This window comes from Paracoccus lutimaris, from assembly GCF_003337565.1.
In the GTDB taxonomy this organism is placed as follows: domain Bacteria; phylum Pseudomonadota; class Alphaproteobacteria; order Rhodobacterales; family Rhodobacteraceae; genus Paracoccus; species Paracoccus lutimaris.
Genome location: NZ_QPJL01000001.1, coordinates 167,674 through 188,652 on the forward strand (window position 1 = coordinate 167,674; position 20,979 = coordinate 188,652).

Sequence of the window (20,979 nt, forward strand, 5' to 3'; positions counted from 1 at the left end):
GTCCACTGACATTCCCGCGTGTTGCAAGATGCTATCTGCGGCTTTCCAGCGCGGCCTTGACCACCAGAACCACCAGCGCGATCACGGTCAGCGTCGAGGCGGCGGCGAATGCCCCGGTGGTGTTCAGGTCGTTGAACATCAGCTCGATCTGCAAAGGCAGGGTGTTCGTCTGCCCCCGGATCGCCCCCGAGACGACCGAGACCCCGCCGAATTCGCCCACCGCCCGCGCCGTGGCCAGCACCGCACCGTAAAGCAGCGCCCAGCGGATATTGGGCAGGGTCACGCGCGAAAACACCTGCCAGCCGCGCGCGCCCAGCGTGACGGCGGCCTCTTCCTGTTCGGAGCCTTGCGCCTGCATCAGGGGCAGCACCTCGCGGGCGACAAAGGGGGCGGTGACGAACATGGTGACCAGCACGATGCCGGGCAGGGCGAACATGATCTTCAGGTCATGCTCGGCGAGAAACGGTCCCAGCAGCCCTTGGCGGCCATAAAGCAGCAGATAGCAGATGCCGGCGATGATCGGCGAGATCGAGAAGGGGATCTCGATCAGCACCATCAGCAGTTTGCGCCCCGGAAAGCGGAACCGCGCAATGGCCCAGGCGGCCGCGATGCCGAAGGCGATATTGACCGGCACCACGATCACCGCGACCAGACTGGTCAGCCAGATCGCATGCAGGGTCATCGGGTCGCTGATGTTTTTCAGATAGACCGCCCAGCCCTCGGCAAAGGCGCGCCAGAAGATGAAGACCAGCGGCGCCACCACAAAGATCGCCGTCAAGACGAAGGCCAGCCCGATCAGCAGGCGCGGGACAGTGCGGCTTTGGCCGGGGGCATGGGGCAGCAGGGCGGCGGCGGTCATGCGCTGGCCTCCAGATGGCGGGCGGCGCGGAATTGCAGCAGGTTCGAGACGACCAGCAGGATCAGCGCGAAAGCCAGCAGCACCAGCGCGATGGCGGCGGCGCCCTGATAGTCATATTCCTCAAGCCGGATATAGGCCAGCAGCGCGGCGATCTCGGTCTTGAAGGGCAGGTTGCCGGCGATGAAGACCACCGCGCCGAACTCGCCCAGCGAGCGCGCAAAGGCCACGGTGGAACCGGCCAGCCATGCGGGCAGGATCGCGGGCAGGACCACCCGGCGGAAGATGGCAAAGGGCCGCGCGCCCAGCGTCATCGCCGCCTGTTCCAGCGCCGGGTCCAGATCCTCAAGCACGGGCTGGATGGCGCGGACGACAAAGGGTGTCGAGGTGAAGGCCATGGCCAGCATGACGCCCCCCAGCGTATAGACCAGTTCGATCCCGGCCGCCTGCAGGGGCGCGCCGAACCAGCCATTGGCGGAATAAAGCGCGGTCAGCGAGATGCCTGCGACGGCGGTCGGCAGGGCAAAGGGCACGTCCATCAGCGCGTCCAGAATGCGCTTGCCGGGAAACTCATAGCGGGTCAGCACCCAGGCCATCAAAAGCCCGTAAAAGGCGTTGAAGATCGTCGCGACCAGCGCCGCCGTCACCGTCACCCGCAGCGCCGACAGCGTGCGGGGCGCGGTGACGATGGACCAGAACTGGCCGGGGCCGATCTCGGCGCCTTTCAGCACCAGCGCGATCACCGGCAAAAGGATGACCAGCGCCACGTAAAGCAGCGTCGTGCCGAGGCTCAGCGAGAACCCCGGCAGGACACGTTTCGGCTTGATGGGCCTGTGGCTCATTGGTTGACGAAGACCGTGTCAAGAATGGCGCCCTCGGCCAGATGCTCGGTCTTGATCTTTTCCCAGCCGCCAAAGACCTCGTCCACGGTGACCAGCTTCACCTCGGGGAAATCGGCGGCATGGGCGGCGGTGACGGTCGCGTCGGTGCTGCGATAGTTGTTTTGGGCCATGATCTCTTGCGCCTTGGGCGTATAGAGCCAGTTCAGATATTCGGTCGAAACCTCGGTCGAGCCGTTCTTTTCGGCATTCTCGGCCACCACGGCGACCGGGAAGGCGGCGAAAAGGCTCATCGAGGGCGTTACCGGCTCAAAGCCCTGATCGGCATATTGCTTGGCGATGGATTTCGTCTCGGCCTCGAAGGTGACCAGAACGTCGCCGATCTCGCGCTCGGCAAAGGTCGGGGTCGCGGCGCGCCCGCCAGTGTCGAAAACCGGGACATTGGCAAAGATCTTGCCGACGAATTCCTGCGCCTTGGCGGCGTCGCCATTGTTCTGGGCCAGCGCATAGGCATAGGCCGCCAGATAGGTATAGCGCGCATTGCCGCTGGTCTTGGGGTTCGGAAAGACCGGCTCTACATCATCGCGCGCCAGATCCGACCAGTCCTTGATGCCCTTGGGATTGCCCTTGCGCACGAGGAAGGACGGCAGCGAATAATAGGGCGAGGCGCCGTTCGGGAAAGCCTCGCGCCAGTTCTCGGCGACCAGCCCGCCTTTGGCCAGCACGTCGATATCGGTTTCCTGATTGAAGGTCACCACATCGGCCGGCAGCCCCTCGAGGATGGCGCGCGCCTGTTTCGAGGATCCGGCATGGCTTTGATCGACGGTCACGTCGCGGCCGGTCTTTTCCTTCCAATGCGTCTGGAATTCGGGGTTCAGCGCCTCGAACAACTCGCGGCCGATGTCATAGCTGACATTCAGGATCTTGTCCTGCGCCAAAGCCGGGCTGGCGCCGATCAGCAGCGCCAGGGCCGCGATGCGAAGTTTCGGGAAGGTCATACGGCTTTCTCCTTGGGATATTCGGTCCGGACGGCGGGGGCGGGTTGTGCCCGGCGCGGCGCGGCAAAAAGCGCACCCGCCTCGGCGCGCAAAAGGACACGGGCGCCGCGTTCCAGCCCGCGCGCCTCGGGGGCGCGGCGGGGCAGGTCCACGGGGATCGTGGTGGCGCCATCCGTCAGGTCGATGCGCAGCGCCGCACCATTGCTGTCGCAGCGCGCGACATGCCAGCGGCCATGCGGATCGGCGACGGGGGTGATGTCGGCGGGGCGCAGGAACAGCGTCGCCGGCCCGTCGGGCTGGGCGCGGCGGGGCAGACGGCCTGCGTCCAGCCCGGCAGCCTCGGCGCGGCCGGCATGCAGCGTCACCGGCAGTTCCACCGTCGCGCCCATGAAGCGGGCGACAAAGGGCGAGGCTGGATGATCGTGGATCTGGTCGGCATTGCCGATCTGCTCGATCCGGCCATCGCCCATGACGACGACGCGGTCGGCAAGTTCGAACGCCTCTTCCTGATCATGGGTCACGAAGATGGTGGTCGAGCCGGTCTCTTCATGGACATTGCGCAGCCATGCCCGCAGGTCGCGGCGCACGGCGGCGTCCAGCGCGCCAAAGGGCTCATCGAGCAGCAAGACCGAAGGCTCGATCGCCAGCGCCCGCCCCAGTGCCACCCGCTGGCGCTGGCCGCCCGAAAGCTGCGCGGGATAGCGGTCACCCAGATGCGCGATCTGCAGGAATTGCAACAGCTCATCGACCTTGGCGGCGATCTGGGCCTTGCCCGGGCGACTGGCGCGGGGCCGCACGGTCAGGCCAAAGGCGATATTGTCGCGCACGCTCATATGCGGAAACAGCGCGTAATGCTGGAACACAAAGCCGATGCGGCGATCCTGCGCCGCCAGCCGCAGCCAGTCGGTGCCGTGAACGTCCAACGCGCCGGCATCGGGCCATTCCAGCCCGGCGACGATCTTCAAAAGCGTGGTCTTGCCCGAGCCGGATGGCCCCTGCAGCGCCACCAACTCGCCCGACTCGACGGTCAGGTCGATGCCGCGCAGCACCGGGGTGCCGCCGAAGCTTTTGGTCATGTTGTCGATGACGATGGACATGCGCGCCTCCGGGTTTCCCAGCCGAGTTAGCGACGGGGCCCGACTGCGGCAAGGCATGGGGGCCTGTCCGGCGACCGGCAGGGGCGAATGATTTCCCGATCTGCCGCCGGCTCTGGTCCGCTGTTCGCCGCGCCGGTGGCACCCGCGAACAGCGTCCGGGCAGCGTGGCGCGAAAATCGGCAATCATCCTTATTTTTCATTGCCGTGGATGCGCGGACCCTTCGCTTTGCCGAACCCGGCTGCTAGCGTCCACGCAAGTCACAGGGGGCAGGAATGACGGAAAGCACAGTGCGGATCGAACGTGAAAGCCCGCTGGGCGAGGATCTTGGACTGCTTTTCCAGCGCCATACCGCCGACATGCATGCCGATACCCCGCCCGAGTCGATCCACATGCTGCCGCGCACGGCGCTGGTCGATCCCTCGATTGCATTCTTCGTGCTGCGCGATGGCGAGGTGGCGATCGGCATGGGCGCGATTAAGCGCATCGCCCCGGATCATGGCGAGATCAAGTCCATGCATGTCCTGACCGAAACCCGGGGCCGGGGCCTGTCGCGCCGCCTGCTTGAGGCGCTGATCGCATATGCGCGATCCGAGGGGCTGGCGCGGCTGAGCCTTGAAACCGGGGTGCAGCCGACCTTTATCGCCGCGCGTGGGCTTTATGCGCGGGCGGGCTTTGTCGAATGCGGCCCCTTTGGTGGCTACCGTCCGGACCCGAACAGCGTTTTCATGACCATGGACCTTGTGCAGGCCGATTGAGCGGTTGATTCAGCGTCCGCTCTTTGCCATGAAAGCGCCGGTGTGGACCCGTAGCTCAACTGGATAGAGCAGGGACCTTCTAAGCGGCAGCTCTGGACCAGAAAACGGATGGAGTAACAATACACTAGGCGGAGAGGGCGGCGTTGCGAACCGTTTTCCGAACCGCTATCAGAGGAAGTGACTGAGGTGAAACTACGGTCCCGTAGCTCAATCGGATAGAGCAAGCGCCTTCTAAGCGCTAGGCTGCGTGTTCGAGTCACGCCGGGATCGCCAACCCCTTGTTATTGAAACAACTCTGGATGCGCCGCCGCGAACAGCCGATATTGGTTGACCGTCCGTGTCAGCAGGCGCCGCGCCTGCGCAACAGGTGACGTGCTGGCAGCAACGGCCCGCGTCAGGACCTCTCGCCCCTCATCCGTCGCGGCAACCGCCCGGAGTGATTCCCGGCGCTTCGCCCGGGCGTCCTCTGACTGGCCAGTGTTGCGCTTCGCCCTTGCCTCTGGCGTGAGGCTTGCTTCTGTCGCCCGCGCCAGTCGGCCACGGCCCTCCGGCGTCTGTGCAACCGCCTTGCTCGTCGCGCTGCGGCGCTGCCGCGCCTCGGGCGTGTTGGCAGCCGCGTTGAGCTTCGCCCTTACCTCAGGGCGCGCGAACGCCTCCCGGATCGCAGCACCTGTCCGCTCGGCATAGGCCGGGTCAGCCCAGAGAGCCCGCGCATCCCGGCTGGTCATCCCTTGCCCACCATCCCGGAGGTTCAGGCACCGTCGCCCAAACAGGGCGCGGACAAGCGCCACGGCGCGGCGTTCGGCCATGTCAGCATCTTGGCTGGTTCCGTCCACACGGGCAAGGATGCGCCAAATGAGGGTGTCCCTGTGTTTCCGTGCCACAGCCTGCCACGCCTTCCCCGATCCTGCATATCCGTCTGGCAGCGCGCCCGTCCCCCTGCTCGGCCAGCAGCGGAGGGCCTCCGGCGACACAGTGCGCCGCCCGGCATAGACGCGGCCCTTCGGGCACCTGAAGATGTAGATCACGGCTTGCATGGGCGGAGGATACCGCGCCGATGTGGTGCCGGGGGAGCCCAGAGGCTTGCTGCCGCCCCTGCAAGCAATTGGGTTTCCAGTCCAGTGTGGGCAAGGTGAGAGAGGATGGCTTCCGCGATTGTTGACACCCCCGTCACGGCGCGAAAAGACACAGATATGTCATAATTAGACATTGACGTGTCCAATTATGACGCATATTTTACGGCAGCCCCAACCAAAGGATTTGAGCAATGTCTCCAACTTCAACCATCTTCTGGAACAACAAAGGCGGCACGGGAAAAACCAGCCTCGCCTTTCAAGCCATCAGTTCATTTGCGCAGCTCAACCCCGCATCAAAAATTCTTGTAATCGACGTGTGCCCGCAGGCAAACCTCTCCGAACTGCTGCTCGGAGGGCTGGAAGGCAATGGTAGCGAAAACCTCCTCAAGATTCAGGGAAAGACGCCTCGCGCCACAATCGGCGGCTACTTTCAGATGCGATTGCCCTCTCCGTATAGCGTGGCTCCTATAGCTCCGACAGACTTCTTGACCAAACCTCATGACTACAACTCTACCATCCCGGCCAACATTACCTTGATGGCAGGCGATCCTCTCTTGGAGTTGCAGTCCAACGCAATGTCGACCCTCGCAAACAACCAGATTCCGGGAACCGATACTTGGGCGAAGATCGTCAGTTGGATACGGGACTTCATCGCCGCAACTGGCGGAGATTTTGATTGCGTTTTTCTTGATGCGAATCCAAGTTTTTCGATCTATACGCAAATCGCAATGGCAGCAGCAGACCGTGTTGTGCTTCCGGTTATGGCTGATGACTCGTCACGGCGAGCGATCCAGAATGCATTCTCGCTCATCTATGGCCTTAAACTGCCAAGCGAAATCTACGCGCAGCACATGTTCGCTACACGTATGGACGCGGCAGGATTGGCGCTTCCAAAAGCTCATCTAATTGTGAAAAACCGGATCACGCAATATATGGGAGCCGCATCAGGCTATCGCGCGGTTCTGGACAGTATAGACAGCGACATCAGCGCCATCATCAAGGGAAGTCCACAGTTCCTCAATTTCACCTCGGCCACAGATGGCGTTATTGAGGTTCGGGACTTTCAAACAACGGGTGTGGTCGCCTTCGCGCGAGGCACTCCCTTCTTTGCATTGAGGCCTGGCAAGCGATCCGTTGGCGGTCGGCGGATTCAAATTGACGCTCAACAGATCAAAGACCGCAAGGACGAGATTGAGATTCTGGCAAACAAACTCGTGTAGTTTTGAGCGGACGCGGCGAATTTCTCAGGCAGCCTCCGCACGCTCCGCCTTGCCATGTTCCGTTTTCCGCCAATGGGCGGGGTCGCGCACGAGGTCTGACAGGGCCAGCACGAGCGCGGCCCAGTGCAGGAGCCAGTAGAACGGCAGCAGGAGTGCGACCCAGCGTGCCCGGGGGGCGGCGGCTGCATGGAGGGCGACGGCGCTGGCATAGCCCAGCAGGAGGAGCGCGGCCAGCGGGCCGGACAGGTCCCCGCCCAGCGCCAGCCCTATGCCCAGCGGGTGCGCCGCCGTGCAGAGGAGCGACACGGGAAGCTGCGCCAGCAGGGCGATGAAGCCCGGCGCGCCAAGCTCCCGGAGGGTCTGCCGGGGTTCCCTTGCGTGGACGATGGCGGTCACGGCGAAGCCCTTGAACCAGCGCGCCCGCTGGCGCAGCCAGACATTGACGCTGAGCGGGGCCTCCTCCCAGGTGGTTGAGTCGATCACGGAAGACCGCCAGCCCAGCCGGGCCAGCCTCACCCCAAGGTCCGCGTCCTCGGTGACGTTGTGGGCATCCCAGCCGCCCGCCTGCCGCAGGGCATCGACCCTGAACCAGTTGCTTGTCCCGCCCAAGAGGAAAGGCAGGCCCAGCCGCGACAAGAGCGGAAGGATGGCCCCGAACAGGGCCTGATACTCCCTCGCCCAGAGGCGGGTGACGATGGGGGAGCCCGCCCCGGCGTGATCGCAGCCAAGCCGCGCCTGAACCACGGCAAGGCGGGGGTCTGCGGCCAGCGCGGCGGCGGCAAGGCGGGACTGTCCAACCTCGGGCCGGTCCTCCCCGTCGAACACCACAACGAGGTCGCCAGTGGCGAGTGCCAGCCCGACATTGCAGGCCCGGGGCTTGGTCTGGGGCTTCCCGGGCGGCACAACGACGATGCGCCAGCCCGCCGGGGCATGGGTGCGGGCGGCGGCGATGGTCGCGGTGTCGCAGGCCTCCAACAGGATGATGACCTCAAGCAGGTGCGCGGGGTAGTCCAGCCGGGCGAGCGCCGCCGCGAGGTCCGGGAAGATGCTGGCCTCCCGGAACAGGGGGACAAGCACGGTGACAGCGGGGTGGTCTGCATCGGCCAGCGGCGGCGGGGCGGGCGGCTTGGGGAGGAACAGGCCCACCAGCGCGGCCAGCCAGATTGGGCGCGACCTTCTCACCCTCGGCAAACAGCCAGAAGCCCTGATAGCCGCCGCCACTGTCGATGATGGCCGTGGGCCGGGGAAACGGCAGCTTCCTGCCGCCCACCTCCCAGTCATCAAACATCGCACAGATGCGGGCGCGTTCAGCCTGAAAGTGCGCAGTCAGTTGCTCAGGGGTCTTGCCCTTCACCCCGCCGTCAATCGCGCGCGGGTCAATGTCAACATGCAGGCCCCTGACGCACGTGACCCCATCCTTGCTGGCCTTCTCCCGCGTGTTGGGCGACAGGTCGTTGACAGAGAAGTAGAGGTTCTTGACGCCCACGAGCCCGGCCACCCATGCGGCCAGTGCATCAAGGTCGGTGAAGGTCCGGGTCTCAGTCCCGCAACCCTCGCGCGGGATTGCCGTGGGCCACCATGGGCCACCCTCAGACCAACCCCGGAGGAACGGCAACAAGCAATTCTGGTCGCCCGCGCTGGCCTCTCCGGGTATAACTTCGGGGACCTTGCAAGGGTCACGGTCGTTGATCTCCTGAGCGCTCCCCGTTTCCCGGCGGGGGGCGCTTTCCATTTCCACCCCGCTCATTCCGACACCTCGCCCGCTTCCATGAAGGCGCGCACGTCTGCGGTGCGGTAGCGGACTTTGTGCCCGATCTTGATGTAGGGCGGGCCGGTGCGGTCAGCCCGGCGGGCCTCAAGCCACTTCGGGGAGAAGCCCGTCATCTGCGCCACCTGGTCGGCAGACAGGTATTCGGGCGTAATCGGCAGCCGCCCCCGGGGCAGTGCTTCAATCACACGCGCCGCGACGGCGGCAGCAAGGTCGTCAATGTGTTCAGTCATCTGGCGTCACCAGTCCTGACTGCCTGCGGCGGCGGTCGGTTGGTGACAGGCTCAGTTTCCGGGGGAGCCCGCGCCCCCTGCTGTGGGCGCTCCCCGCGTGCGGCACTTCCCGGTGAACCGACGCGGATGGATAGTCAGTGAGCCACCATAGCGCGGGAGGGGCAGCCGGTAAACCCTAAGCTGCCCCGGCACCAACGCTTCCCGGCTCAAGGAGCGCCACCAGCGCCGCCGTCATCCGCTCTTGGTCGGCAAGCAGGGTGTCGAACAGCGCCCGCTCATGGATGTAGACGCCATCAATCCCCGGCACGGTGTGGTCCAGAAGGAGCCGGGCGTTCACCTTGTCGATGCCGGCGCGCTGGGCAACAGTGCGGTAGGTGTGGCGCAGGATGTGGCCCGTCTCGCTGGGCAGCGACTTCTCCCGCCAGACCTGCGTTGCGATCACCTCAAAGGTCTTGGTGGACCGCGACGGGAACAGCCAAGGGGAGCCCGGGAACAGCACGTCACCGACAGCCATCGCCCGGCGCACGACGCCCAACATCCGGTCGGACAGGGGGAGGTCAAAGGAGCGGCCCGACTTCATCCGGGGAATGGAGATGGCCCGGTTGTCAAGCTGGATCCATTCGCGGCGGAGCCCGACAAGGGTGCCGGGGCGCAGCCCCGACAGCAGGCCTAGCTCGTGCATGTCGCGGCGCAGCGGGTTGGTGATGGCCTGCACCTTCTTCCACCAGCCCTCAAGGTCATCAGGCATCAGCACCTTCCCGCTGGCCCGCTCCTTGTTGAAGGTCACGGCCTCCACCGGGTTGCCGGGCAGGGCGTCCGGGTCATCCACCACCTTCAGGGCGAAGTTGTATGCCGCCCAAAAGTCGCGCATGGCCTTGTTCGCAACCGTCGCGCCGTGGTCAGCCGTGATCCGGCGGTGTTCCTCCCGGGCGTGGCTGCGCTTGATGTCGGTCACGGGAAGGGCGCACCACTTGGGCAGGTATCGGTCCAGCCGCTCCATCATGTCGGTGATGGACCGCTCCACGCAGTCGCGGGTCCGCATGTCCGCCCCATACTCCTCATACATCCGCCGCACGGTCCAGCCGCCCGCGTCCGCGCTGGGCTCCGGCGGCGGGGCGTTCGGGTCAATCCCGCGCTTGATGAGGTCCAGCATCGCCGTGGCCTTGCTGCGGGCATCGTCCAGCGTCATCTCCTCTGTGCCGCCCAAGGTGTGGCGCACGGTCTTGACCAGCACCTTGCGCCCGCGCTGGCCCTGCCAGAGGTCGCGCTGCACCTTGTAGGACTTTCCCGTTTTGTTCACCGCAACGAGGAGGCCCGTCACCTTCGCATCCCGCACAACGGCGGGCTTGCCCTCATAGGTCAGCGCCTTGATCTTGGCCTCAGTCAACTTCTCTGGCATCGCGCGTCTTCCTGCGAACCGTGTGACAGCCTGCCTGCGAACCGTCAACGAACCGGGGGCGGAACGGGTGGGAACGGGCAGCTTAGGGGGAGACTACCGCCAAACGCCTGAAAAAGCTACTGTTTAGGGTGGACCTGAGGGTTGAAAAGGGTTACAGTGTGCCGACTTCTAAGTCCAAGGTTGAGGGTTCGAGCCCTTCCGGGTCCGCCAACTTCCCGCAACCCGTTCTGAACCAGTGAATCACGCCGTGCAGTTCATGCCGCTTCGGCGTTGAATCCATGTGCTGCCCTCGCCCCGTTCGCGAAGTCCGGATCAGGGCGTCATGGCGGACAATCTGTTGCAAGCGGCAAGTCGCAAAGCTCGCCTGGTCCATGTTTCACGCAGGATCCGACGCGATTCGGTCCCGTGACGCATGCCGGATGGACCCAGCGGAAAATGCGAAAGAAAAATCGCCCGCCAAAGGCCATTCGGCGGGCGACATGGGCGCGTTCGGGATCCCGTCAGGCCATCCGCGACGGGGATTTCGCCGCGCATCTCTCAGACGTTCAGCAGCAGATGCTCACGCTCCCACGGCGAGATCACTTGCAGGAATTCCTTGTATTCGTTGCGCTTGACCGCCTGATAGACGGCGATGAACTCCTCGCCCAGAACCTCGCGCATGGGGGCGCTTTCCTCCATCAGGTCCAGCGCGTCGCCCAGCGTCAGGGGCAACTCGTCCTCGGAGATATAGGCGTCGCCCAGACATTCGGCGCGGGGGTTCTCGGCCTCGATCAGGCCCAGATAGCCGCAGGCGAGGCTGGCGGCGAGGCCCAGATAGGGGTTGCAATCCATGCCCGCCAGCCGGTTCTCGACCCGCCGCGCCTCGGGACCTGAGATCGGAACCCGCAGGCCCGTGGTGCGGTTGTCACGGCCCCATTCCAGATTGATCGGCGCAGCAAAATCAGGGACATAGCGGCGATAGCTGTTGACGTAAGGCGCCAGCAGCGCCACCGCCGCCGGCAGGTGCTTCTGCATCCCGGCGATGAAATGCATGAAGGCCGGGGTCTCGCGCCCCTGCGCATCCGAAAAGATGTTCTTGCCATCTTCAAGCCCGACCACCGAATGGTGGATATGCATGGCGCTGCCCGGCTCGCCCTCGATCGGTTTGGCCATGAAGGTGGCGAAACAGTCGTGGCGCAGCGCGGCCTCGCGGATCAGGCGCTTGAAGTAGAAGATCTGGTCGGCCAGCACCACCGGATCGCCGTGGTTGAGGTTGATCTCCACCTGACCGGCGCCGCCCTCTTGCAGGATGCCGTCGATTTCAAAGCCCTGCGCCTCGGCGAAGTCGTAGATATCGTCGATGACCTTGCCATATTCATCGACCGCCGACATCGAATAGGCCTGCTTGGCGGCGGCGCGGCGGCCCGAGCGGCCCATGGGCGGCATGATCGGCTGGTTGGGGTCGATATTGCGGGCGACCAGGAAGAATTCCATTTCCGGGGCGACGATGGGGCGCCAGCCCTTTTGGCGGTAAAGATCGACCACGCGTTTCAGCACATTGCGCGGCGCGACCGGCACCGGGTTGCCGGACTGGTCCATGACGTCATGGATGACCTGCAAGGTCACATCCGCCGTCCAGGGCGCCGCCGTCGCCGTCGAGAAATCCGGCGTCAGGATCATGTCGGGTTCGGTGAACGCGCCACTGGGGTTGTCGGCCCAGTCGCCGGTGATCGTCTGCAGAAAGATCGAATTCGGCAGATAGAAGCGTTCCTGATGCGCGAATTTCGAAGCCGGCATGGCCTTGCCGCGCGCCACGCCCGCAATATCGCCGACGATACATTCGACCTCGTCCAGACGGCGGCCGGCAACGTAATCCTGCGCGGCCTGCGGGGTTTCCTCGATCCATTGCGGTTTCATGCGGCACCTTGGCGGGTTTGGGCCGCCACATTGCGGGGGGCCTTGAAGAAGGTTTCGATGCGGTCGGCGATGCTGCCTGATTGCAGCGTGCCGCCCATGCGGGCGCGGGCCTGATCCAGAAGCGCGGGCGGGACCTTGCCCTTGGCGCGGTGCTCGATCAGCCCGTCGACGAATTCATCGGCGAATTCGGGATGGGCCTGCACGGTAAAGGCGCGGTCGCCATAGACCAGCGCGGCGTTTTCGCAAAATTCGTTGGTCGCGGCGACCTCGGCCCCTTCGGGCAGGGTCACGACCTGATCCTGATGCCAGGCGTTCAGGGTGATGCGGTCACCGTCGAAATCGTAATCCTGCTGGCCAATGGCCCAGCCGTCGGGATGCTTGATGACGGTGCCGCCAAGCGCCTGCGCGATGATCTGGTGGCCAAAGCAGATGCCGACCATCGGCACATGTTCCGCATAGGCCTTGCGGATGAAATCCTCGAGCGGGGGAATGAAGGGATGATCTTCATAGGCGCCGTGGCGCGAGCCGGTCAGCAGCCAGCCATCCGCCGCGTGGATATCCTTGGGGAACTCCATGTCCTCGACGTGATAGCTGGAAAAGTCAAAGCCACGCCCGGCGAGCAATCGCTCGAACATGGAGTCGTAGTCGCCCAGTTCGCCGCGAAGGATTTCGGGCGACTGGCCGCATTTGAGAATGCCGATACGCATGATTGGCCTGTTGATTGTCCAAGTTGAAAGCTAGTCGGGCGCGTGCGGTCCGACAAGGGGGCTGTGTTTGCGGCGCGCCCTCTGGCCGTCGCGTCAACTGCGCGCTAGGCTGGTGCAAAGCATTGAAGGACAAGGATCAGGTCATGCCCGGACTTCGCCCCGATATCGACCCTGACGGGTTGCAGGAATTCTCGGTCGTCTTTACCGACCGTTCGCTGAACCACATGTCGCAGAAGTTTCAGGCCGCGATGCGCGAGATCTCGGCCACGCTGCGCGAGGTTTACGGCGCCGAGGCTGTGGCGCTGATCCCCGGCGGCGGCACCTGCGCGATGGAGGCGGTCGCCCGCCAGTTCGGCCGCGACGCCCATGCGCTGATCGTCAGGAACGGCTTTTTCAGTTTTCGGTGGAGCCAGATCTTTGACGCCGGCGGCTTTGCCCGCGAAACCACGGTGATGATGGCGCGCCCGGCCGGCAATGAAGCGGCGGCGCCCTTTGCCCCCGCACCCATTGACGAGGTTGTCGCGCGCATCCGCGAAACCCGCCCCGATGCGGTCTTTGCCCCGCATGTCGAGACCGCCTCGGGGATGATCCTGCCCGACGACTATATCCGTGCGCTGGCGGATGCCGCGCATGAGGTGGGCGCGCTGATGGTGCTGGATTGCATCGCCTCGGGGGCGATCTGGGTCGATATGGGCGACACCGGCGTCGATGTGCTGATCTCGGCCCCGCAAAAGGGCTGGAGCGCCTCGCCCTCGGCCGGGATGGTGATGCTGTCGGCGCGGGGCATGGCGCGGCTTGAGGCGACCACCAGCGACAGTTTCGCGCTGGATCTGAAGAAATGGCGCGCGATCATGAAAGCCTATGAGGATGGCGGCCATGCCTATCACGCCACCCTGCCGACCGATGCGCTGATCGGCTTGCGCGACGCGATGGCCGAGACCCGTGAGATGGGCTTTGAGGCGGCGCGGGAAGCGCAATGGCGGCTGGGGAATGCCGTGCGGGCGGAGCTGGCGCGGCGCGGCTTGCGCTCGGTCGCGGCGGATGGTTTTGCCGCGCCGGGCGTCGTCGTCTGCTATACCGACGATCCTGATATCCAGAATGGCCGCAAATTCCTGAATTCCGGCTATCAGATCGCCTCGGGCGTGCCCTTGCAGATCGGCGAGGGCGAAGGCTTTCGCAGCTTCCGCATCGGGCTTTTCGGGCTCGACAAGCTCAAGGACGTGGATGGCACCGTGGCGCGGCTGAAGGCGGGGCTGGACGCGGCGCTTTAGGTCAGGCGACCGCGACGCCAAAGACCTTGCCGATCAGCGCCGTCACCGCCAGCGCGAAGACGCCCCCGGCAATGACGCGCAGCACCGCGCGGGCGGGCGGCGCGCCCCCTGCCCAGGCGCCAAGCGCGCCCAGCAGCGCCAGCGCCAGTACCACGGCGACCAGCACGCTCAGGATGACCTGGCCTCCGGGGGCAAAGATCGCCGCCAGCAGCGGCACCGCCGCCGCCGCGCTGAAGGTCACCGCAGAGGCCAGCGCCGCCTGGATCGGATTGGCGCTGGAGGCCTCGCTTAGCCCCAGCTCGTCGCGGACATGGGCGGCCAGCGCGTCATGGGCGCTGACCTCGCGTGCGGCCTGCAGTGCGGTGCCCGGCGACATGCCGCGCGACTCGTAGATCGCGGCCAGCTCGTGCAACTCTTCCTCGGGCATGTGTTTCAGCGCGATGCGTTCGCGGGCGATGTCGGCGCGCTCGATATCGGTCTGCGAGCTGACCGAGACATATTCCCCCGCCGCCATCGACATCGCCCCGGCAACCAGCCCGGCGGTGCCGGCGATCAGGATCGTGCCCGGCGCGGGATCGGCCGCCGCAACCCCCGCGATCAGCCCCCCGACCGAGACAATGCCGTCATTCGCCCCCATGACCGCGGCGCGCAGCCAGCTCATGCGGTTCACGTAATGCGGGTCGTCGGGATGGGCGCTGGGATCTTGTTGCATCATGACCTCCTGGTATTTTGCCGGCACATTAGCGTCTGATGCCGGTATTGCCAGCCTTGCGTTGCGGCTTCGGCATTGTCACGCTGAGGGGGCCGAATCCCGCCGACCGGAGGTGATGATGGATCGCGCTTCGACCCTGCCCCTGACTTTGCCCCGGCCGCTGAACCTGATTGGCGGCGATTGGCACCCCGCGGTATCGGGGCGTGAGATGGCGATGATCTCGCCCATCGATGGCGTGCGTTTTGCCGCCATCGCCGAATCCGGCCCCGAGGACGTGAATGCCGCCATTGCCGCCGCCCGCGCCGCATTGGATGGCCAATGGGGGCGCCTGACGGCGGCGGAACGCGGCCGGCTGATGTTGCGCCTTGCCCTGCGGATCGAGGCCGAGGCCGAGGCACTGGCCCGGCTGGAGACCCGCGACAATGGCAAGCCCATCGCCCAGTCGCGTGCCGATATGGCGGCGCTCGCGCGCTATTTCGAATATTACGGCGGTGCCGCCGACAAGCTGCATGGCGAGGTGATCCCGTTCCTGAACGGCCATGACGCGAAAACCCTGCGCGAGCCGCATGGCGTCACCGGCCATATCATCCCGTGGAATTATTCGGTGCAGATCTTTGGCCGCTCGGTCGGGGCTGCGCTGGCCATGGGCAACGCCACGGTCACCAAGCCGGCCGAGGATGCCTGCCTGACCATATTGCGCATCGGCGAGCTGGCGACGGAAACCGGCTTTCCGCCCGGCGCCATCAACATCGTCACCGGGCGCGGCGAGGTGGCGGGCCGGGCGCTTTCCGAACATCCCGGCGTCGATTTCATCAGCTTCACCGGCTCGCCCGCGGTCGGACAGGCAATTCAGATCGCTGCGACCCGAAACCACATTCCCTGCACGCTGGAGCTGGGCGGCAAGTCGCCGCAGATCGTCTTTGACGATGCCGATCTGGACGCGGCGGCCCCGGTGATCGTCAATGCCATCGTCCAGAATGGCGGCCAGACCTGTTCGGCTGGCTCGCGGGTGCTGATCCAGCGCGGCATCTGGGCCCGGCTGACCGCCATGCTGGCCCAGCGTTTTTGCGCCGTGGTGGCCGAGCCTTCGGGCGAGGGGGCAGTGCTGGGGCCGCTGATCTCGGCCCGGCAAAAGGCGCGGGTCGAAGCCTATATCGATGCGGCCGGCGCGCCGCTGATCGCGCAGGGCGGGGTGGCGGCGGATGCGCCGCCGGGCGGCTTTTACGTCGCGCCGGCGCTCTTCGGTCCGGTCGATCCGGCAAGCCCGCTGGCGCAGGAGGAAATCTTTGGCCCGGTTCTTGCCGCCATTCCCTTTGATACCGAGGCCGAGGCCATCGCCATCGCGAACGGCACCGAATACGGGCTGGTCGCCGGGATCTGGACCCGCGACGGCGACCGTCAGGCGCGGGTCGCGCGCGCCATGCGCTGCGGACAGGTCTATATCAATGCCTATGGCGCGGGCGGCGGCATCGAGCTGCCCTTTGGCGGGGTACGCAAATCCGGCCATGGCCGCGAAAAGGGATTCGTGGCGCTCTACGAATTCTCGCGCCTGAAAACCATCGTTCACCGTTTCGGATAGGGAAGGAAAAGCGCATGAGGTTGCAGGGCAAGACGGCAGTCATCACCGGGGCGGCCTCGGGTTTTGGGCGCGGCATCGCCCAGACCTTCGCCCGCGAAGGCGCGCGCGTCGCGGTGCTGGACATCAATGCCGAAGGCGCCGATGAGGTCGCCCGCGCCATCGGCCCGGCCGCCATCGCCATTGCCTGCGACGTGAGCCGGGGCGATCAGGTCGCGGCGGCGATCGCACAGGCGCGCGCCGCCTTTGGAGGCATCGATATCGCGGTCAACAATGCTGGCTGGACCACGCCGAACGGGCCGCTTTTGACCACGGATGAGGCTGATTTTCGCAAGATCTATGACATCAATGTGCTGTCGATCTTTCACATGTGCCATGCCGTCCTGCCGATCTGGCGCGAAGCCGGGCAGGGGGTGATGATCAATGTCTCTTCGACCGCCGGCCTGCGGCCAAGGCCGGGGCTGACATGGTACAATTCCTCGAAGGGCGCGGTGAACACGATGACCCGCAGTCTCGCGGTCGAGCTGGCGCCCGACGGCATCCGCGTCAACGCCATCGCCCCGGTCATGGGCGAAACCGGGATGCTTGAGCGCTTCATGGGCTGCCCCGACACGCCCGAGAATCGCGCCCGCTTTCTGGCGACGATTCCGCTGGGGCGGCTTTCGACGCCGCAGGACATCGCCAATGCCGCGCTTTATCTGGCCTCGGACGAGGCGGATTTCGTGACCGGCACCATCCTTGAGGTGGACGGTGGGCGCACGATCTGAGCCGGTCCGCCGGTTGCCAAGCGGGCGCATCCGCGCCATGAAAGAAAGATGAATATCGAGGCCCGCGCCCAGTCATTCGAGGAAGCCCTGCGCCGCGCTGGCGTGCGCATCACCCGCCAGCGGGCGGCCTTGCTGCGCGTCCTTGCCGCCGCTGAGGACCATCCCGACGCGGCCCAGCTGCATGCCCGCGCGACCGAGGCGGGCGCGGCGGTGTCCCTGGCGACGGTCTATCGCACGCTGGCCGCGCTTGAGGCACAGGGCGTCATCCTGAAACTGGAATTCGCCGGCGAGCCGGCGCGGTTCGAGCCGGCAGACGGCAGCCATCACGATCACATGATCGATGTCGAGACCGGCGAGGTGCGCGAATTCGTCAATGAGCGTATCGAGCGCCTGCAGGCCGAGATAGCCGCCGAAATGGGCTATGAAATCGTCCGTCACCGGCTGGAGCTTTACGTCCGGCGCCGGACATGAGCCTGACCACATTCGACAAGATCATCTCGGATCGCGGCTCGCGCTATGCCGTCTCGGGCGGGCCGGCCACGACCCGCGCCGAGGCCGAGACGCTGCTGGCGGAACTGAAGAAAAACAAGCGCTTCGCCAAGGCCACGCATAATACCTGGGCCGCGATCCTGTCGGGTGAGGCAGTTCGCGACGATGACGGCGAAAGCGGCGCCGCGCAGATCATCCTGCAGATGCTTGAGCGCGCGGGCCTTGATGATCACATGATCATCGTCACCCGCTGGTATGGCGGCAAGCATCTGGGGGGCGACCGGTTTCGCCATGTCGTCGATGCGGTGCGCCATTATCTGGCGCAGGTGGGGCACTAACCCTCGGGACCGTCCATGCCTTCCGCATGGCGTTGCAGCAGCTCCATCGGCACGATGTCCAGCGTGCGGGCATGCGTTGCCTCAAGCACCACCTGCGGGGCGGCGAATTCCTGCGCCGCCTGCAGAAAGCGCGCGGCGCAAAGGCACCAGCGATCGCCCGGTTTCAGCCCGGCAAAGCGGTATTCGGGGCGCGGGGTACTAAGGTCATTGCCGAGATATTTCGACAGCGCCAGAAATTCGGCGGTGACGATGACGCAGACGGTATGGCGGCCGCGATCCTCGGGGCCGGTATTGCAGCAGCCATCGCGAAAAAACCCGGTCAGCGGCGCGGTCGAGCAGGGCACAAGCTTGCCGCCCAGTACATTCAGGGACGGGTCCATCAGCCGATCTCCCTTGGGGTCCAGTCGATCCAGCGGCCATGGAAATCGGCGCGGCCCAGATCCCATTCCCGCACCGGCCCACCACGCCAGAGCCGCAGCCTCAAGGCGGCACCATCCCCACCGTCGCCCTCCATCGAGAAATGCGCCAGGGGTCGTTCGGCACTCGCCTGCTGCCCGGCGGCCAGCAGGGCCTTTTCGATGCGTGCGCGCGTGGCATCCGGGAAATATTGCGCGGCAACCGTGTGATAGACCAGCCGACCATGAGTGGCGGGCGGGGCAAGCTGCGCCTCGAGCCAGTCTGCGGCGTCGCCTTGGTCGAGCGCAGGCCGGTGCCCCCCCGCAATCGCCAGCGCCGATCGCAGCCGCCCCAGCCGGTCGCGCTGATCGGCCCAGACATAGGCCATCAGCCGAAACCCGTCGCGGCCTGGGTCCAGCGGGTTCAGATCGACCCCGCGCGCACTGGCGATGGTCAGGGGCTGCGGCGCAGGCGAGGCGCCCTGCCAGCGCGGCACCAGCCGCACATCCGAGATCCCGTCTCCGGCCAGCGCCGGCTGAAATCCATCATCATCTGCAAGGCTGTAATGAGGAAAGTTCAGGTTCAGGCCGGCGCTCGCGCCCAGCTCCAGCGCATCATATGTGACCCCCGGCGTTTGGTTGCCCAGAAACCACGCGGCCGCGATGATCGGACCGGATCGCGCGACCTCATTGGTCTGCGGCGGAAGCTCCAGCCATTCCAGAATATATCGGTCATGCGACTGAACAGCATCACGAATTTCCTGATCCAGATGCGCGCCACCACCCATGGCATAGGCTTGCGCCAGCTTGGGCGCGCGATCCGACAGCACCAGCGCGTGCAACGCGCCGCAAAGCCGCAGCGGCACGGAATCGGCCCCCGGTCGGGGATCGCCCTGCCAGGTTTTGACGCGCCGCCCGACCGGGCCCTGATCGGCGGCGATGATACGGGTCAATGCCTCGCAGACGCGCGCGGTCAGGCCCGAACCCAACTCGCGGCAGGCCCGCGTCTGCAGGGCGAAGGCGTCCTGCCAGCCGCTCATCGGAACCGCTCGCCCAAGGCGCGCAGACGGTCGGCAAAGCTGGGCGGCTCATCGGGCTGCTGCGGCCCCGGCGCAGGTTGCGACCTGGGCTTTTCGAGCGCATCGGCCACCGGGGCCTGCAGCCTTGTGCCGCTGTTGCGCGCTGGCGCGGTGCGGGCCGCGACGGCATTGGTGAAACGCGCATCCTCGCCCGCCGCCAGCGCGGGGGCGCCGTCCGAAATGCCGCGCAACAGATCGTCCAGCCCGGCTTCCTCGGCCTTGGCGAAATCCGACAACACATAGCCCGCGACGCGATCCTTGTGGCCGGGATGGCCGATGCCGATGCGCAGCCGGCGGTAATCCTCGCCGATATGCTGGTGGATCGAGCGCAACCCGTTATGCCCGGCATGGCCGCCGCCGGTCTTCAGCCGCACCTTGCCCGGCGCCAGATCCAGTTCGTCATGCAGCACGATCACCTCGGCCGGGGGCAGTTTCAGATAGCGCATCGCCTCGCCCACGGATTGCCCCGACAGATTCATGAAGGTCGCCGGCTTGAGCAGCGTGACGCGCGTCTCCCCCAGCCGCCCCTCGGCGGATTCGCCCTGAAAACGCGCCCGCCACGGCCCGAAAGCGTGGTCCGAGGCGATGCGATCCACCGCCATGAATCCCACATTATGCCGGTTTTCTGCGTATTTCGGCCCGGGATTGCCCAGACCCACGATCAATATCATGCGTTTCTCCGTCGCTGAGCGGCAGATTACCGGCTTGCGGGGATAGGGGCAATTTTTATCACTCTCTTGTCCTCGCAGCCCGGCGTTACTAAGACTCTGTCAACCTTTGGCGTCTAAAAGCAGTCCTATCGGACCGTGCCCGACGGGCGAATCGCGACAAGGGCAGGCGAGGCAGGGCAAAAACAAGGACTGACATGCACGATCCGGCAGAATTCTACATGAACACCCTCGTCCCCATGGTCGTCGAACAGACCAGCCGGGGTGAACGCGCCTATGACATCTTCTCGCGCCTGCTCAAGGAACGGATCATTTTCCTGTCCGGTCCGGTCCATGACGGCATGGCGACGCTGATCTCGGCGCAGTTGCTGTTTCTTGAGGCGGAAAACCCGACCAAGGACATCAGCATGTATATCAACAGCCCCGGCGGTGTCGTGACCGCGGGCCTGTCGATCTATGACACGATGCAATATATCAAGCCGCGCGTCTCGACGCTGGTGGTGGGGCAGGCGGCCTCGATGGGGTCGCTGCTGCTTTGCGCCGGCCAGCCGGGGCAGCGCTTCTCGCTGCCGAATTCCCGCGTCATGGTCCACCAGCCCTCGGGCGGGTTTCAGGGCCAGGCCACCGATATTCTGATTCACGCCCGCGAAACCGAAAAGCTCAAGCGGCGCCTGAACGAAATTTATGTAAAGCACACCGGCCGCACCCTGGAAGAGGTCGAACAGGCGCTGGAACGCGACCGCTTCATGTCGCCCGAAGAGGCCAAGGAATGGGGCCTGATCGACGACATTCTCGTCGCGCGCGGCAAGGCCGAACCCGAGAAGTAAACCCCGCCAACT

General features: G+C 65.4%; 22 protein-coding genes and 1 tRNA gene. 9 read left to right on the plus strand and 14 right to left on the minus strand.

Annotation, left to right across the window (positions count from 1 at the left end; translation table 11 throughout):
• Positions 1-31 precede the first annotated feature (31 nt).
• From cysW to DFP89_RS00825, 4 genes are read right to left on the minus strand one after another with little or no spacing between them, the layout of a single operon-like run.
• Positions 32-859, minus strand: a complete 828-nt coding sequence (gene cysW / locus DFP89_RS00810; protein ID WP_114347482.1) for a sulfate ABC transporter permease subunit CysW — start codon at positions 857-859, stop codon at positions 32-34.
• Positions 856-1,698, minus strand: a complete 843-nt coding sequence (cysT, locus tag DFP89_RS00815) for a sulfate ABC transporter permease subunit CysT (RefSeq protein ID WP_114347483.1) — start codon at positions 1,696-1,698, stop codon at positions 856-858. Before cysT ends, cysW begins: the two co-directional genes overlap by 4 nt.
• Positions 1,695-2,693 (minus strand): sulfate ABC transporter substrate-binding protein, encoded by a 999-nt coding sequence (locus tag DFP89_RS00820; protein WP_114347484.1) that lies wholly within the window; start codon positions 2,691-2,693, stop codon positions 1,695-1,697. The genes cysT and DFP89_RS00820 overlap by 4 nt, the downstream gene beginning before the upstream one ends.
• Positions 2,690-3,790, minus strand: a complete 1,101-nt coding sequence (locus DFP89_RS00825) for a sulfate/molybdate ABC transporter ATP-binding protein (RefSeq protein ID WP_114347485.1) — start codon at positions 3,788-3,790, stop codon at positions 2,690-2,692. The genes DFP89_RS00820 and DFP89_RS00825 overlap by 4 nt, the downstream gene beginning before the upstream one ends.
• 273 nt (positions 3,791-4,063) lie before the next feature.
• Here DFP89_RS00825 and DFP89_RS00830 point away from each other — a divergent pair, with 273 nt between their 5' ends.
• Together DFP89_RS00830 and DFP89_RS00835 are read left to right on the plus strand one after the other, a co-directional pair.
• Positions 4,064-4,546, plus strand: a complete 483-nt coding sequence (locus DFP89_RS00830; protein ID WP_114347486.1) for a GNAT family N-acetyltransferase — start codon at positions 4,064-4,066, stop codon at positions 4,544-4,546.
• A 196-nt stretch (positions 4,547-4,742) separates the two neighbouring features.
• A tRNA-Arg gene (locus DFP89_RS00835) sits at positions 4,743-4,819 on the plus strand.
• Between the two features lie 8 nt (positions 4,820-4,827).
• Here DFP89_RS00835 and DFP89_RS00840 read toward each other — a convergent pair.
• The gene (locus tag DFP89_RS00840; RefSeq protein WP_147273257.1) at positions 4,828-5,355 is read right to left on the minus strand and encodes a hypothetical protein; all 528 of its coding nucleotides are present in this window, start codon (positions 5,353-5,355) and stop codon (positions 4,828-4,830) included.
• A 458-nt stretch (positions 5,356-5,813) separates the two neighbouring features.
• On the opposite strand from DFP89_RS00840, the gene DFP89_RS00845 reads away from it, so the two are divergent.
• On the plus strand, positions 5,814-6,842 hold the full coding sequence (locus DFP89_RS00845; protein WP_114347488.1) for a ParA family protein: 1,029 nt from the start codon (positions 5,814-5,816) through the stop codon (positions 6,840-6,842).
• Positions 6,843-6,866: 24 nt separating this feature from the next.
• Here the strand turns inward: DFP89_RS00845 and DFP89_RS00850 are convergent, their stop codons facing one another.
• The 5 genes from DFP89_RS00850 to DFP89_RS00875 all read right to left on the minus strand — a co-directional run bounded on the left by DFP89_RS00850 (position 6,867) and on the right by DFP89_RS00875 (position 12,845).
• Positions 6,867-7,988, minus strand: a complete 1,122-nt coding sequence (locus tag DFP89_RS00850; RefSeq protein WP_181870203.1) for a glycosyltransferase family 2 protein — start codon at positions 7,986-7,988, stop codon at positions 6,867-6,869.
• Positions 7,989-8,585: 597 nt separating this feature from the next.
• Positions 8,586-8,843, minus strand: coding sequence for a helix-turn-helix transcriptional regulator (locus DFP89_RS00855; protein WP_114347490.1), 258 nt, complete (start codon positions 8,841-8,843; stop codon positions 8,586-8,588).
• A gap of 175 nt (positions 8,844-9,018) precedes the next feature.
• On the minus strand, positions 9,019-10,242 hold the full coding sequence (locus DFP89_RS00860; RefSeq protein WP_114347491.1) for a tyrosine-type recombinase/integrase: 1,224 nt from the start codon (positions 10,240-10,242) through the stop codon (positions 9,019-9,021).
• A gap of 537 nt (positions 10,243-10,779) precedes the next feature.
• Complete coding sequence (locus tag DFP89_RS00870; protein WP_114347493.1) at positions 10,780-12,138, minus strand: glutamine synthetase family protein; 1,359 nt, start codon at positions 12,136-12,138, stop codon at positions 10,780-10,782.
• A complete protein-coding gene (locus DFP89_RS00875) occupies positions 12,135-12,845 on the minus strand; it encodes a type 1 glutamine amidotransferase (RefSeq protein WP_114347494.1) in 711 nt (236 codons plus the stop codon). The genes DFP89_RS00870 and DFP89_RS00875 overlap by 4 nt, the downstream gene beginning before the upstream one ends.
• 143 nt (positions 12,846-12,988) lie before the next feature.
• On the opposite strand from DFP89_RS00875, the gene DFP89_RS00880 reads away from it, so the two are divergent.
• Positions 12,989-14,116 carry an aminotransferase class V-fold PLP-dependent enzyme gene (locus DFP89_RS00880; RefSeq protein ID WP_114347495.1) on the plus strand — a complete coding sequence of 376 codons (1,128 nt, stop codon included), beginning with the start codon at positions 12,989-12,991 and terminating at the stop codon, positions 14,114-14,116.
• 1 nt (position 14,117) lies between these two features.
• Here DFP89_RS00880 and DFP89_RS00885 read toward each other — a convergent pair whose 3' ends face one another.
• The gene (locus DFP89_RS00885; RefSeq protein WP_114347496.1) at positions 14,118-14,828 is read right to left on the minus strand and encodes a VIT1/CCC1 transporter family protein; all 711 of its coding nucleotides are present in this window, start codon (positions 14,826-14,828) and stop codon (positions 14,118-14,120) included.
• A gap of 115 nt (positions 14,829-14,943) precedes the next feature.
• On the opposite strand from DFP89_RS00885, the gene DFP89_RS00890 reads away from it, so the two are divergent.
• Genes DFP89_RS00890 through DFP89_RS00905 form a run of 4 tightly spaced genes read left to right on the plus strand, consistent with a single transcriptional unit; the run spans position 14,944 to position 17,998 of the window.
• Positions 14,944-16,407: an aldehyde dehydrogenase family protein gene (locus DFP89_RS00890; protein ID WP_114347497.1), complete on the plus strand. Its 1,464-nt coding sequence runs from the start codon at positions 14,944-14,946 to the stop codon at positions 16,405-16,407.
• Positions 16,408-16,421: 14 nt separating this feature from the next.
• Positions 16,422-17,171 carry an SDR family oxidoreductase gene (locus DFP89_RS00895; protein WP_114347498.1) on the plus strand — a complete coding sequence of 250 codons (750 nt, stop codon included), beginning with the start codon at positions 16,422-16,424 and terminating at the stop codon, positions 17,169-17,171.
• A 48-nt stretch (positions 17,172-17,219) separates the two neighbouring features.
• Positions 17,220-17,642, plus strand: coding sequence for a Fur family transcriptional regulator (locus tag DFP89_RS00900; protein ID WP_114347499.1), 423 nt, complete (start codon positions 17,220-17,222; stop codon positions 17,640-17,642).
• Complete coding sequence (locus tag DFP89_RS00905; protein WP_181870204.1) at positions 17,639-17,998, plus strand: YigZ family protein; 360 nt, start codon at positions 17,639-17,641, stop codon at positions 17,996-17,998. Before DFP89_RS00900 ends, DFP89_RS00905 begins: the two co-directional genes overlap by 4 nt.
• Here DFP89_RS00905 and DFP89_RS00910 read toward each other — a convergent pair.
• Genes DFP89_RS00910 through pth form a run of 3 tightly spaced genes read right to left on the minus strand, consistent with a single transcriptional unit; the run spans position 17,995 to position 20,143 of the window.
• Positions 17,995-18,378, minus strand: a complete 384-nt coding sequence (locus DFP89_RS00910) for a DUF2237 family protein (protein WP_181870205.1) — start codon at positions 18,376-18,378, stop codon at positions 17,995-17,997. The two genes, DFP89_RS00905 and DFP89_RS00910, sit on opposite strands and share 4 nt — an antisense overlap.
• Entirely contained in the window at positions 18,378-19,433 is a 1,056-nt protein-coding gene (locus DFP89_RS00915; protein WP_114347500.1) for a DUF2332 domain-containing protein, read from the minus strand. Before DFP89_RS00915 ends, DFP89_RS00910 begins: the two co-directional genes overlap by 1 nt.
• Positions 19,430-20,143 (minus strand): aminoacyl-tRNA hydrolase, encoded by a 714-nt coding sequence (gene pth / locus DFP89_RS00920; RefSeq protein ID WP_114347501.1) that lies wholly within the window; start codon positions 20,141-20,143, stop codon positions 19,430-19,432. The genes DFP89_RS00915 and pth overlap by 4 nt, the downstream gene beginning before the upstream one ends.
• Positions 20,144-20,337: 194 nt before the next feature.
• On the opposite strand from pth, the gene DFP89_RS00925 reads away from it, so the two are divergent.
• Positions 20,338-20,967 (plus strand): ATP-dependent Clp protease proteolytic subunit, encoded by a 630-nt coding sequence (locus DFP89_RS00925; RefSeq protein ID WP_114347502.1) that lies wholly within the window; start codon positions 20,338-20,340, stop codon positions 20,965-20,967.
• Positions 20,968-20,979: the final 12 nt, after the last annotated feature.

Coding starts and splice junctions, on each gene's coding strand:
- DFP89_RS00820 (WP_114347484.1), bottom strand. CDS start 2,693: ATGACCTTCCCGAAACTTCGCATCGCGGCCCTGGCGCTGCTGATCGGC.
- DFP89_RS00830 (WP_114347486.1), top strand. CDS start 4,064: ATGACGGAAAGCACAGTGCGGATCGAACGTGAAAGCCCGCTGGGCGAG.
- DFP89_RS00900 (WP_114347499.1), top strand. CDS start 17,220: ATGAATATCGAGGCCCGCGCCCAGTCATTCGAGGAAGCCCTGCGCCGC.
- pth (WP_114347501.1), bottom strand. CDS start 20,143: ATGATATTGATCGTGGGTCTGGGCAATCCCGGGCCGAAATACGCAGAA.
- DFP89_RS00885 (WP_114347496.1), bottom strand. CDS start 14,828: ATGCAACAAGATCCCAGCGCCCATCCCGACGACCCGCATTACGTGAAC.
- DFP89_RS00870 (WP_114347493.1), bottom strand. CDS start 12,138: ATGAAACCGCAATGGATCGAGGAAACCCCGCAGGCCGCGCAGGATTAC.
- DFP89_RS00905 (WP_181870204.1), top strand. CDS start 17,639: ATGAGCCTGACCACATTCGACAAGATCATCTCGGATCGCGGCTCGCGC.
- DFP89_RS00915 (WP_114347500.1), bottom strand. CDS start 19,433: ATGAGCGGCTGGCAGGACGCCTTCGCCCTGCAGACGCGGGCCTGCCGC.
- DFP89_RS00895 (WP_114347498.1), top strand. CDS start 16,422: ATGAGGTTGCAGGGCAAGACGGCAGTCATCACCGGGGCGGCCTCGGGT.
- DFP89_RS00840 (WP_147273257.1), bottom strand. CDS start 5,355: ATGGCCGAACGCCGCGCCGTGGCGCTTGTCCGCGCCCTGTTTGGGCGA.
- DFP89_RS00925 (WP_114347502.1), top strand. CDS start 20,338: ATGCACGATCCGGCAGAATTCTACATGAACACCCTCGTCCCCATGGTC.
- DFP89_RS00890 (WP_114347497.1), top strand. CDS start 14,944: ATGATGGATCGCGCTTCGACCCTGCCCCTGACTTTGCCCCGGCCGCTG.
- DFP89_RS00855 (WP_114347490.1), bottom strand. CDS start 8,843: ATGACTGAACACATTGACGACCTTGCTGCCGCCGTCGCGGCGCGTGTG.
- DFP89_RS00910 (WP_181870205.1), bottom strand. CDS start 18,378: ATGGACCCGTCCCTGAATGTACTGGGCGGCAAGCTTGTGCCCTGCTCG.
- cysW (WP_114347482.1), bottom strand. CDS start 859: ATGACCGCCGCCGCCCTGCTGCCCCATGCCCCCGGCCAAAGCCGCACT.
- DFP89_RS00880 (WP_114347495.1), top strand. CDS start 12,989: ATGCCCGGACTTCGCCCCGATATCGACCCTGACGGGTTGCAGGAATTC.
- DFP89_RS00825 (WP_114347485.1), bottom strand. CDS start 3,790: ATGTCCATCGTCATCGACAACATGACCAAAAGCTTCGGCGGCACCCCG.
- cysT (WP_114347483.1), bottom strand. CDS start 1,698: ATGAGCCACAGGCCCATCAAGCCGAAACGTGTCCTGCCGGGGTTCTCG.
- DFP89_RS00875 (WP_114347494.1), bottom strand. CDS start 12,845: ATGCGTATCGGCATTCTCAAATGCGGCCAGTCGCCCGAAATCCTTCGC.
- DFP89_RS00860 (WP_114347491.1), bottom strand. CDS start 10,242: ATGCCAGAGAAGTTGACTGAGGCCAAGATCAAGGCGCTGACCTATGAG.
- DFP89_RS00845 (WP_114347488.1), top strand. CDS start 5,814: ATGTCTCCAACTTCAACCATCTTCTGGAACAACAAAGGCGGCACGGGA.